Source organism: Variovorax sp. CCNWLW235, assembly GCF_037204085.1.
Lineage (GTDB): Bacteria > Pseudomonadota > Gammaproteobacteria > Burkholderiales > Burkholderiaceae_C > Variovorax.
The window spans coordinates 22,980-34,966 of the sequence record NZ_JBBCBW010000008.1 but is presented as its reverse complement, the minus strand read 5'-3'; the positions used below and the strand labels follow the sequence as shown (position 1 = coordinate 34,966).

Sequence of the window (11,987 nt, the reverse complement as noted above, 5' to 3'; positions counted from 1 at the left end):
GGCGTGGCATTGCAGCTCGGAGCCATTGTTGACGCCCTCGGGGGCGAGCTCCACGGGGACGCTGCGCTTTCCATCGAGCGGCTAGCTCCGCTTCAGAACGCCCAGCCTGATGCGCTCAGTTTCCTGAGCCATCCCAAATACCAGCAGGAGCTGGCGGCATCCAAGGCCGCCTGCGTGATCGTTTCGCCGGCCATGCGCGAAGCGGCAGCGGAGCGCGGAGCGTTCATCGTCGCGGCCGATCCGTATCTCTACTTTGCGCGGCTCACCCAACTCTGGAAGGCGCACCATGCGCGCCCCGAGGCCGACCGCATCCATCCCTCCGCCGTCATCCATCCTGAAGCCCATGTGGACGCCACCGCGCGCATCGGTGCCTTGTGCGTGGTGGAGCGGGGCGCACGCATCGGAGCCGGCACGGTCCTGAAGTCGCGCGTGACCGTCAGCGAAGACTGCGTGCTCGGCGACCGCTGCCTGCTGCATCCCGGCGTGGTGATCGGCGCCGACGGCTTCGGCCTGGCGCCGCACAAGGGAGAGTGGGTCAAGATCGAGCAGTTGGGCGCAGTGCGCATCGGCAACGACGTCGAAATCGGGGCCAACACCTGCATCGACCGCGGCGCGCTGGACGACACCGTCATCGAAGACGGCGTCAAGCTCGACAATCTCATTCAGATCGGCCACAACGTGCGCGTGGGCAAGCACACCGCCATGGCGGGCTGCGTCGGCGTGGCGGGTAGCGCCACCATCGGCGCGCACTGCACCTTCGGCGGCGGTGCCATCGTGCTGGGCCACCTGACCGTTGCAGATGGCGTGCACGTTTCGGCGGCCACGGTGGTCACACGCTCGATCCACAAGGCCGGCCAGTACACCGGCATGTTCCCCATCGACGACAATGCGAGCTGGGAAAAAAATGCTGCAACGCTCAAGCAGTTGCACAGCCTGCGCGAACGACTGAAGGCGCTGGAGAAGGCCCCCCAGAAAAAATGAAGACGATGCAGGAACAGAAAATCATGACGACGACGCTCGATATCCATCAAATCCTCAAGCTGCTGCCCCACCGTTACCCGTTCCTGCTGGTGGATCGCGTGCTGGACATGGAAAAGGGCAAGCGCATCACGGCGCTCAAGAACGTGACGATGAACGAGCCGTTCTTCAACGGCCACTTTCCTCACCGTCCGGTCATGCCGGGCGTGCTGATGCTCGAAGCCATGGCGCAGGCGGCGGCGCTGCTGTCGTTCCATTCGCTGGACATCGTGCCCGACGACAACACGGTCTACTACTTTGCCGCCATTGACGGCGCGCGCTTCAAGCGCCCCGTGGAGCCGGGCGACCAGCTCACGCTCGAAGTCGAGATCGAGCGCATGAAGGCTGGCATCTCCAAGTTCAAGGGCCGTGCCCTGGTGGGCGCCGAGCTCGCCTGCGAGGCCACGCTCATGTGCGCCATGCGCCAGATCAACTGATCTTGCGGCGGTTACAACAAGGCATGACGCAGGTTCATCCGACAGCGCTCATCGATCCGAAGGCAGAACTCGACGCCTCGGTTTCGGTCGGGCCGTACACCACCATCGGCCCGCATGTGCGGGTTGGCGCCGGCACGACCATCGGCGCGCATTGCGTGATCGAGGGCCGCACCACCATCGGCCGCGACAACCGGATCTTTCAGTTTTCGTCGCTCGGCGCCGTGCCGCAGGACAAGAAATACGCCGGCGAACCGACCGAGCTGGTCATTGGCGACCGCAACGTCATTCGCGAGTTCTGCACCTTCAATCTCGGCGTGCCGGGGGCGGGTGGCATCACGCGCGTGGGCAACGACAACTGGATCATGGCGTACACGCACATCGCGCACGACTGCCGTGTCGATGACCACACCACCCTGGCCAACAACACCACGCTGGCCGGCCACGTGCACCTGGCCGACTGGGTCACGATCGGCGGGCTGACGGGCATTCACCAGTTCGTTTCGGTCGGTGCCCACGCCATGGTCGGCTTTGCCAGTGCCGTGTCGCAGGACGTGCCCCCCTTCATGCTGGTCGACGGCAATCCGCTTGCGGTGCGCGGCTTCAATGTGGTGGGCCTTCGCCGCCGCGATTTCTCGGCAGCCCGGCTGGCTGCGGTGAAGCAGATGCATCGCCTGCTGTATCGGCAGGGCAAGACGCTCGAAGAAGCGCGTGCTGGCATCAACGCCTTGGCGGCTGAAACTCCTGAAGCGGCCGAGGACGTGGCGCTGATGGAGCGTTTTCTCTCCAACTCGACGCGCGGCATCGCGCGTTGAAGTAACAGTCGCATGGGCAAGGACGAACAGCGACGGTTCGCGCTGGTCGCGGGAGAGGCGTCCGGCGACCTGCTGGCGGGCCTGCTCCTGGACGGCCTGCAGGCGCGCTGGCCGTCGCTCCAGACCGCCGGCATTGGCGGGCCCCGAATGCTCGCGCATGGCTTCCAGAGCTGGTGGCCGCAAGAAAAGCTCGCGGTGCGCGGCTATATCGAGGTGCTGCGCCACTATGCCGAAATCGCCGGGATCCGCCGCCAGCTCAAGGCGCGGCTGCTGCGCGAATGGCCCGAACTCTTCATTGGCGTGGATGCGCCTGACTTCAACCTCGATCTTGAGGCCGGGTTGCGCAGCCGCGGCATGAAGACGGTGCACTTCGTCTGTCCTTCGATATGGGCCTGGCGTGCAGAGCGCATCGAAAAGATCCGCGCCGCGGCCGACCATGTGCTGTGCATTTTTCCGTTCGAGCCCGCACTGCTGGCGGAAAACGGGGTGCAGGGCAGCTACGTTGGCCACCCGCTGGCCAATGTGATTCCCATGTCGCCCGATCGTGGCGCCGCCCGCGCAGCGCTGGGTCTGGCGCCGGATGCGGAGGTCGTCGCCTTGCTGCCCGGCAGCCGCCGCTCGGAAGTGCGCTATCTGGCTGCTCGATTCTTCGCCGCCGCGGCGCAAATGCTCAAGGCAAGGCCGGCATTGCAGTTTGTCGCCCCCATCCTGCCGGGGCTGCGCGTGGAGGTCGAGGCCTTGCTGCAGGCCAGCGGCGCCGCAGGCCGGGTGAAGCTGCTCGACGGCCAGTCGCATGCCGCGTTGGCTGCCTGCGACGTGACGCTGATTGCCAGCGGCACCGCCACGCTCGAGGCAGCGCTTTTCAAACGGCCGATGGTCATTGCGTACAACATGAACGCGCTCTCGTGGCGCCTGATGCAGCGCAAGCAGCTCCAGCCCTGGGTAGGTTTGCCCAACATCCTGGCGCGCGAGTTCGTGGTGCCAGAGCTGCTGCAGGAGGCAGCCGCGCCCGAGGCGCTGGCCCACGCCACGCTGGAGTGGCTCGACGCGCCTGAAAAGACCCGCGCGCTGCAACAAAAATTTTCAGAGCTGCACGTGCAACTGCAGCGCGATACGCCGACACTTTGCGCCGATGCGATCCAGAAAGTTCTTGAAGGCTGAGCAAGCGGCCCTGGTGTGGGACGCGCCCGGCCTTGTTGCGGGCGTCGACGAAGCGGGCCGCGGTCCGCTGGCCGGCCCGGTGGTGGCTGCGGCCGTCATCCTGGACGACCAGCGCCCGATTCGGGGCCTGGCCGACTCCAAGACGCTCACGGCCCTTCAGCGCGAGCGCCTGCACGACCAGATCCTTGCCAAGGCGCTGTGCTGCTCGGTGGCCCAGGCCACGGTCGAGGAGATCGACACCCACAATATCCTGCAGGCCACGATGCTCGCGATGCGCCGTGCGGTGGAGGGCCTGCGCCTCAAACCCGCGAAAGTGCTGGTGGACGGCAACCGCCTGCCGACGCTCGACGTGCTGGCCGAGGCCATCGTGAAGGGCGACGCGCGAGTCAAGGCGATTTCCGCTGCTTCGATCCTTGCCAAGGTCCACCGCGACCGCCTGTGCGAGCAACTGCACGTCGAATTTCCGCACTACGGCTTTGCCGGCCACAAAGGCTACGGCACGCCGGAGCATCTGGAGGCGCTGCTGCGCCATGGCGCCTGCGTCCACCACCGACGCTCGTTCAGCCCGGTGGCCGCGGCCCTGGCGCGTGCCGCCGGCGAAGTTGCTGTGCCCGCCGACGCCTCCATGCCGCTCGCGGTGGCCGCATCAACGGTCGAGACCGTGCATCTCGACCTGCGCACGGCCCCCTGAGATGCTCGACGCATGACCACTCCATCGGGCGTGAGCCACATCAGCTCGCGCGATAACCCGCTGCTCAAGGACTTGCGCAAGCTGGCACAGGACCCGGGCGCCTACCGCAAGCTTGGCCGCGTGTGGCTCGAGGGCGACCACCTCTGCCGCGCCGCGCTCGCCAGAGGCATCAAGCCCGCCATTGCCGTATTTTCAGAATCGTTCTGGCCGCAGTGTCCTGCCGAATGGGCGATTATTGCTATCAAAACCGTAGTGATCGACGATGATCTCTTGCGTGGCGCCAGCGGACTGGAGTCGCCCGCGCCCATGGGTTTCGTGCTCGACCTGCCCGAGCGGCCGGCGCTGCTGCCCGACGCGCCGAGCGTCGTGCTCGACCGCCTCCAGGACGCCGGCAATGCCGGCTCCATCCTGCGCAGCGCGGCGGCCTTCGGGTTCAGGCAGGTAATTGCGCTCAAGGGCACCGCCGCGCTGTGGGCACCCAAGGTGCTGCGGGCCGGCATGGGCGCGCATTTCGGCCTGCGATTGATCGAAGGCGTGGAGGCCGATGCGCTCGACGAACTGAAGGTGCCACTGGTGGCCACCAGCTCGCACCGGGGCGAATGGCTGCAGGAGGCCAAACTGCCGCATCCCTGCGCCTGGCTCATGGGGCATGAGGGGCAGGGCGTTTCGGCGGCGCTCGAAGCCCGGGCAACGCACCACATCCGAATTGCGCAACCGGGTGGCGAGGAATCGCTGAACGTGGCCGCTGCAGCGGCCATCTGCCTGCACGCGAGCGGCGCGGCAGGCCTTGCGCGGGTGAAATCCTGATTTCTGGACGCCATAAAGGCGTCGGCCCCGTATGTTTTCCGGGCTTTCAAGTCAGGAGGGTGACGCCGCCGGGCTACAATCGGGGGCTTACTCGCAATAGCGTCGCCCGGCCGCCTTTAACGCCAAAATCCCCTTAAGCAGCAGTCCGCAGGCAACGCGCCTGGGGCTCCGGGCGACCGTAACCATCCGGAGAACCCAGTGCTTTTGTCTCTCAAGGGAAGTTTCCCGCCCGCCATACTGGCGCTCGCAGACGGCACGGTCTTTCAAGGCAATTCGATCGGAGCCGCCGGCTCCACGACCGGTGAAGTGGTGTTCAACACCTCGATGACCGGTTACCAGGAAATCCTCACCGACCCGAGTTATTGCCAGCAGATCGTGACGCTCACGTATCCGCACATCGGCAACTACGGCGTCAACGGGGAGGACATCGAAGCCGACAAGATCCATGCTGCTGGCCTGATCATCAAAGACCTGCCGCTCGTCGCATCCAATTTTCGCAAGACCGCGACGCTGACCGAATACCTCGTGGCTGGCAAGACGGTGGCCATCGCGAATATCGACACCCGCAAGCTCACCCGCCACCTGCGCACCCATGGCGCGCAGAACGGCTGCATCCTGGGCCTGGCCGCAGGCGAGGCCGTGACGCAGGCGCTGATCGACAAGGCCATTGCCGCCGCCAAGGGTGCGCCCAACATGGCCGGGCTCGATCTGGCCAAGGTCGTGTCGGTGAAGCAGACCTACGAGTGGACCGAAACCGAGTGGAAACTGGGCGCCGGTTATGGCGTGCAGATCACGCCCAAGTTCCATGTGGTGGCGTTCGACTATGGCGTCAAGAAGAACATCCTGCGCATGATCGCGCAGCGCGGCGCCCGCATCACCGTGGTGCCGGCGCAAACGCCTGCCGCCGATGTGCTCAAGCTCAAACCCGACGGCATCTTCCTGGCCAACGGCCCGGGCGACCCGGAACCCTGCGACTACGCCATCAGCGCAGTCAAGGAGCTCATCGAAACCGGCATTCCCACCTTCGGCATCTGCCTGGGGCACCAGATCATGGCGCTGGCCTCCGGTGCGAAGACCTTCAAGATGAAGTTCGGCCACCACGGCGCGAACCATCCGGTGAAAGACCTGGACAACGGCCGCGTGAGCATCACGAGCCAGAACCACGGTTTCGCTGTCGACGAGAAGTCGCTGCCGGCCAATTTGCGCGCCACCCACATCAGCCTGTTCGACAACACGCTGCAGGGCCTGGCACGCACCGACAAGCCGGCGTTCTGCTTCCAGGGCCACCCGGAAGCCTCGCCCGGCCCGCACGACATCGGCTACCTGTTCGACCGCTTCACCGCGCTCATGGAGCAGGCACGTGGCTGATGCACCCGCGGTGCTCGACGTCTCGGTCATCGCCGCCTTGCGCGATGCCGAGGGCAAGATCTATGTGCTGCGCGGCCTGAAGGTCATGCTGGCGCAGGACCTTGCCGCGCTCTACGGCGTCGAGACCCGGGTGTTGTTGCAGGCCATGCGCCGCAACCTCGATCGTTTTCCAGCGGACTTTGCCTTCACCCTGGAGAACCACGACCTCGAGAATTTGAGATCACAACTTGTGATCTCAAAACCCGAGAGGCCGGGTTCCGGCGGCGCGCGCTACCGCAGCGTGGCGTTCACCGAACAGGGCGTGGCCATGTTGTCGAGCGTGCTGCGCAGCGAACGCGCCGTGGCCGTCAACATCGAGATCATGCGTACCTTCGTCAAGCTGCGCAGCATGCTGTCGGAGCACGCCGATCTCAAGCGCAAGCTGAACGCGCTGGAACAGCGATACGACCAGAACTTTCGCGATGTATTCAACGCGATCCATCAACTGATGGATGAGCCGAAGCCGGGCGCCTACAGCGGCCGCGGCATCGGTTTCACCAAGGACAAATAAGATGCCCAAGCGCTCAGACCTCAAATCCATTCTCATCATCGGCGCCGGCCCGATCATCATCGGCCAGGCCTGCGAGTTCGACTACTCCGGCGTGCAGGCTTGCAAGGCATTGCGCGAAGAGGGCTACAAGATCATCCTGATCAACAGCAACCCCGCGACGATCATGACCGACCCGGCCACGGCCGACGTCACCTACATCGAGCCGATCACCTGGCAAACGGTCGAGAAGATCATCGCCAAGGAACGCCCCGACGCCATCCTGCCGACCATGGGCGGACAGACCGCACTCAACTGCGCGCTCGATCTCTGGCGCAACGGCGTGCTCGACAAGTACACCGGCGCGGCCACCAACAAGCCGGTCGAGCTCATCGGCGCCACGCCAGAAGCCATCGACAAGGCCGAAGACCGCCTGAAGTTCAAGGACGCGATGACCAAGATCGGCCTCGGCTCGGCACGCTCCGGCATTGCCCACTCGATGGAAGAAGCCTGGGCGGTGCAAAAGTCGGTCGGCTTTCCGACCGTGATCCGCCCGAGCTTCACGCTCGGCGGCACCGGCGGCGGCATTGCCTACAACCCGGAAGAGTTCGAGACCATCTGCAAGCGCGGCATCGAAGCCTCGCCGACCAACGAACTCTTGATCGAAGAGTCGCTGCTCGGCTGGAAAGAGTACGAGATGGAAGTCGTGCGCGACAAGGCCGACAACTGCATCATCGTCTGCTCGATCGAAAACCTGGACCCCATGGGCGTGCACACCGGCGACTCGATCACCGTGGCCCCCGCTCAGACGCTCTCCGACAAGGAATACCAGATCCTGCGCAACGCCTCGCTGGCCGTGCTGCGCGAGATCGGCGTGGACACTGGCGGCTCGAACGTGCAGTTCTCCATCAACCCGAAGGACGGCCGCATGGTCGTCATCGAGATGAACCCGCGCGTCTCGCGTTCGTCGGCGCTGGCCTCCAAGGCCACGGGTTTCCCGATTGCCAAGGTCGCGGCCAAGTTGGCCGTGGGCTACACGCTCGACGAGCTGCGCAACGAAATCACCGGCGGCGCCACGCCCGCATCGTTCGAGCCGTCGATCGACTACGTGGTCACCAAGATCCCGCGTTTCGCATTCGAAAAATTCCCGCAGGCCGATTCGCGCCTGACCACGCAGATGAAGTCCGTGGGTGAAGTGATGGCCATGGGCCGCACCTTCCAGGAATCGTTCCAGAAGGCCCTGCGCGGCCTTGAAGTGGGCGTGGACGGCCTCAACGAGAAGACGCAAGACCGCGAAGTGCTCGAAAAGGAGCTGGGCGAGCCCGGTCCCGAGCGCATCTGGTACGTGGGCGATGCCTTCGCCATGGGCCTGAGTGTCGATGAGGTGTTTGCGCTGACCAAGATCGACCCCTGGTTCCTGGTGCAGATCGAGGAGATCGTGAAGATCGAACTCGAGCTCGAAACCAAGTCGCTCGACGACATCGACAAGGACACGCTGCTCGCGCTCAAGAAAAAGGGCTTCTCCGATCGCCGCCTGGCCAAGCAGCTCAAGACCACTGACACGGCCATCCGCGAGAAGCGCCGCGCGCTGGGCGTGCGCCCGGTCTACAAGCGCGTGGACACCTGCGCGGCCGAGTTCGCGACCAACACGGCCTACATGTACTCGACCTATGAAGACGAGTGCGAAGCCGACCCCACCGACAAGAAGAAGATCATGGTGCTCGGCGGCGGTCCCAACCGCATCGGCCAGGGCATCGAGTTCGACTACTGCTGCGTGCATGCCGCGCTCGCCATGCGCGAGGACGGCTACGAGACCATCATGGTCAACTGCAATCCTGAGACCGTGTCGACCGACTACGACACCTCCGACCGCCTGTACTTCGAGCCGCTCACGCTCGAAGACGTGCTCGAGATCGTCGACAAGGAAAAGCCGCTCGGCGTGATCGTGCAGTACGGCGGCCAGACGCCGCTCAAGCTCGCGCTCGACCTCGAAGCCAACGGCGTGCCGATTATCGGCACCTCGCCCGACATGATCGACGCGGCCGAAGACCGCGAGCGCTTCCAGAAGCTGCTGCATGAGCTGGGCCTGCGCCAGCCGCCGAATGCCACCGCCCGCACCGAGCCGGAAGCGCTCGAAAAGGCTGCGGCTCTCGGTTACCCGCTGGTGGTTCGCCCGAGCTACGTGCTGGGCGGCCGCGCGATGGAAATCGTGCACGAGCAGCGCGACCTCGAGCGCTACATGCGCGAAGCCGTCAAGGTGAGCCACGACTCGCCCGTGCTGCTCGACCGCTTCCTGAACGACGCCGTCGAGTGCGACGTCGACTGCATCCGCGACGGCGAAGGCGCCACGCTGATCGGCGGCGTGATGGAGCACATCGAGCAAGCTGGCGTGCACTCGGGCGACTCCGCCTGCTCGCTGCCGCCCTACAGCCTGAGCGCGGAAACCATTGCCGAGCTGAAGCGCCAGAGCGCCGCAATGGCGAAGGCGCTCAACGTGGTCGGCCTGATGAACGTGCAGTTCGCCATTCAGCAGAAGGACGGCAAGGACGTCATCTACGTGCTCGAAGTGAACCCACGCGCTTCCCGCACCGTGCCTTACGTGAGCAAAGCCACCGGCATCCAGCTGGCCAAGGTGGCGGCACGCTGCATGGCCGGCCAGTCGCTCAAGTCGCAGGGCGTGACCAAGGAAGTGACGCCGCCTTACTTCAGCGTGAAGGAAGCCGTGTTCCCGTTCGTCAAATTCCCGGGCGTCGACACCATCCTCGGCCCCGAGATGAAGTCGACCGGCGAAGTGATGGGCGTCGGCAAGACCTTCGGCGAAGCGTTCGTGAAGTCGCAGCTGGGCGCCGGTACGCACCTGCCGAAGTCGGGCAAGGTTTTCATCTCGGTGAAGAACAACGACAAGGCGCGCGCGGTGGAAGTGGCGCGCGGCCTGGTCAAGCTGGGCTTCGAGATCATCGCCACCAAGGGCACGGCCGCCGCCATCGGCGCCGCGGGCATCGAATGCGCGACGGTGAACAAGGTGACCGAAGGCCGTCCGCACATCGTGGACATGATCAAGAACAACGAGATCGCACTGGTCATCAATACGGTGGAAGAGCGCCGCAATGCGATCAACGATTCGCGCCAGATCCGCACCTCGGCGCTGCTCGCGCGCGTGACCACCTTCACCACCATTTTTGGTGCCGAAGCGGCGGTCGAAGGCATGGGCTTCATGGACGAGCTCGGCGTGATCTCCGTGCAGGAGATGCACGCGCAGCTGGCAGCCGCCTGAGCGTGGCCATGGAAACGCAGCTCGTCGAACTCGACCTCGCGGACTGGAACGCGGCCACGCCCAACGAGGCGTGGATCGCCGAACTGGAAGCGGGCAAGGTGCTGTACTTTCCCCGCCTGGGCTTCGAGCTGCTGCCCGAAGAGCGCAGCTTGCTCACGCCGAGCTTGCTGTCGCCGGATGTGCGCAACATCAGCCTCGACGCCAACGGGAAGCTCAAGGGCGCCGTCGGCGACGAGGACGTGCAGCGCAGGGCAACGGCAATGGTGGGGCGGTTTCGCGCGCAGGCGCAGCAACTCATCCACGGCCTGCTGCCGCACTACACGCCGGCGCTGCGGCTGGCGCCGACCAGCTACCGGCCGGCACAGGTCGAGACGCGCGTGCAGTCGTGGCGCGCCGACGACCGCCGATTGCACGTCGATGCGTTTCCCTCGCGGCCCAACTACGGCGAGCGCATCCTTCGGGTGTTCACCAACGTGAACCCCCAAGGTGCGCCGCGCGTGTGGCGAGTGGGCGAACCGTTCGAGGACATTGCCAAGCGCTTCTTGCCGCGTGCCAAACCCTATGTGCGCTGGCAGGCAAAGCTGCTGCAGGCGCTGCATGTGACCAAGTCGTTCCGCAGCGAATACGATCACCTGATGCTGCAGCTGCACGACGGCATGAAGTCGGACATGGCCTACCAGGAAAACTCACCCCAGGAGAAGGCGGAATTCCCGCCGGGCTCGGTGTGGGTGTGCTTTTCCGACCAGACCTCGCACGCCGTCATGGCGGGCCAGTACATGCTCGAGCAGACCCTTCATCTGGCTGCGTCGAAGCAATACAATCCCGATTCGAGCCCGCTCGCCATCCTGAGCCGGCTGACCGGACGCACACTCGTCTGATCCTTTCCCCCAATCGACCGCCGAACGGCAGCGTTCGGCGGTTTCGCTTTATGGAGAACCAAACATGGCCACCATCCCAATTACCAAGCGCGGTGCCGAGAAGCTGCGCGCCGAGCTGCATCAGCTCAAGACCGTGGACCGCCCCTGGGTCATCAATGCGATTTCCGAAGCCCGCGCGCAGGGTGACCTGAGCGAAAACGCCGAGTACGAGGTCGCCAAGGACCGCCAGGGCTTCATCGAAGGCCGCATCCAGGAAGTCGAAGGCAAGCTGTCGGCGGCGCAGATCATCGATCCGGCCGAACTCGATGCCGGCGGCAAGGTGGTGTTCGGTTCCACGGTGGAACTCGAGGAAGAAGAAACCGGCGAAGCGGTCAAGTACCAGATCGTCGGCGAGGACGAAGCCGACCTGAAGCTCGGACTCATCAATATCTCCAGCCCGATCGCGCGCGCGCTCATCGGCAAGGAAGAGGGCGACGTCGCCGAGGTGCAGGCCCCGGGCGGCCTGAAGCGCTACGAGATCGTGGCGGTTCGCTACATTTGATTCGCGCCCGATGAAAGACCGCCTCGCGCTGCTGCTGGCCGCCTTCTGGTGGGGCAGCCTCACGACGATCGGCTTTCTGGTCGTGCCGATGCTTTTCGCACGGCTCGGCAATCCCGCCGTGGCGGGCAATTTCGCAGGGCAGCTGTTCGAAGCGCAGAGCTGGATCGCCATCGGCTGCGGCTTGCTGCTGCTGGTTCATTTCAGGACCAAGATGGATGACCGCATCGACAACGCCTCGATGACGGCTATCTTCCTGATACTGGGTGCCTTGCTGCTGGCGCTACTCCAGCAATACGCGGTGGCGCCCCGGATTCTTGCGCGCGACAACCTGAAGCTATGGCACGCCGTGGGAAGCGGCATGTACCTGGTTCAGTGGCTGTGCGCGGGAGCGCTGCTGTGGCGCATGGGCGCTGCAAGAGCGCCCGCGGCAAGCTGAGGACCGGCGGCGGGACTGCTGCCACCGGCCCCATCTCAG

Annotated in this window: 12 protein-coding genes; all 12 read left to right on the top strand. The window is 65.0% G+C overall.

The genetic code is table 11. From position 1 onward, the window contains the following. Positions 1-3 precede the first annotated feature (3 nt). Positions 4-981: a UDP-3-O-(3-hydroxymyristoyl)glucosamine N-acyltransferase gene (gene lpxD, locus V9L21_RS11525; RefSeq protein ID WP_337311949.1), complete on the top strand. Its 978-nt coding sequence runs from the start codon at positions 4-6 to the stop codon at positions 979-981. A 23-nt stretch (positions 982-1,004) separates the two neighbouring features. Further along, positions 1,005-1,454, top strand: a complete 450-nt coding sequence (gene fabZ, locus V9L21_RS11520; RefSeq protein ID WP_157614172.1) for a 3-hydroxyacyl-ACP dehydratase FabZ — start codon at positions 1,005-1,007, stop codon at positions 1,452-1,454. 23 nt (positions 1,455-1,477) lie between these two features. Then, positions 1,478-2,266 (top strand): acyl-ACP--UDP-N-acetylglucosamine O-acyltransferase, encoded by a 789-nt coding sequence (gene lpxA, locus V9L21_RS11515; RefSeq protein ID WP_337311948.1) that lies wholly within the window; start codon positions 1,478-1,480, stop codon positions 2,264-2,266. A 12-nt stretch (positions 2,267-2,278) separates the two neighbouring features. Beyond that, the gene (lpxB, locus tag V9L21_RS11510; protein ID WP_337311946.1) at positions 2,279-3,427 is read left to right on the top strand and encodes a lipid-A-disaccharide synthase; all 1,149 of its coding nucleotides are present in this window, start codon (positions 2,279-2,281) and stop codon (positions 3,425-3,427) included. Further along, positions 3,399-4,118, top strand: coding sequence for a ribonuclease HII (gene rnhB / locus V9L21_RS11505; RefSeq protein WP_337311944.1), 720 nt, complete (start codon positions 3,399-3,401; stop codon positions 4,116-4,118). The genes lpxB and rnhB overlap by 29 nt, the downstream gene beginning before the upstream one ends. Before the next feature lie 12 nt (positions 4,119-4,130). After that, positions 4,131-4,925 carry a TrmH family RNA methyltransferase gene (locus V9L21_RS11500; protein WP_337311942.1) on the top strand — a complete coding sequence of 265 codons (795 nt, stop codon included), beginning with the start codon at positions 4,131-4,133 and terminating at the stop codon, positions 4,923-4,925. 198 nt (positions 4,926-5,123) lie between these two features. Continuing rightward, on the top strand, positions 5,124-6,293 hold the full coding sequence (gene carA, locus V9L21_RS11495) for a glutamine-hydrolyzing carbamoyl-phosphate synthase small subunit (RefSeq protein WP_337311940.1): 1,170 nt from the start codon (positions 5,124-5,126) through the stop codon (positions 6,291-6,293). Positions 6,294-6,303: 10 nt separating this feature from the next. Beyond that, positions 6,304-6,843, top strand: coding sequence for an ORF6N domain-containing protein (locus V9L21_RS11490; protein ID WP_337311938.1), 540 nt, complete (start codon positions 6,304-6,306; stop codon positions 6,841-6,843). A gap of 1 nt (position 6,844) precedes the next feature. Further along, positions 6,845-10,093, top strand: coding sequence for a carbamoyl-phosphate synthase large subunit (gene carB / locus V9L21_RS11485; RefSeq protein WP_337311936.1), 3,249 nt, complete (start codon positions 6,845-6,847; stop codon positions 10,091-10,093). An 8-nt stretch (positions 10,094-10,101) separates the two neighbouring features. Continuing rightward, a complete protein-coding gene (locus V9L21_RS11480; protein WP_337311934.1) occupies positions 10,102-10,971 on the top strand; it encodes a Kdo hydroxylase family protein in 870 nt (289 codons plus the stop codon). 64 nt (positions 10,972-11,035) lie between these two features. Next, positions 11,036-11,512 (top strand): transcription elongation factor GreA, encoded by a 477-nt coding sequence (gene greA / locus V9L21_RS11475; protein WP_126749827.1) that lies wholly within the window; start codon positions 11,036-11,038, stop codon positions 11,510-11,512. Between the two features lie 10 nt (positions 11,513-11,522). Continuing rightward, the gene (locus tag V9L21_RS11470; RefSeq protein ID WP_337311932.1) at positions 11,523-11,948 is read left to right on the top strand and encodes a DUF4149 domain-containing protein; all 426 of its coding nucleotides are present in this window, start codon (positions 11,523-11,525) and stop codon (positions 11,946-11,948) included. Positions 11,949-11,987 lie beyond the last annotated feature (39 nt).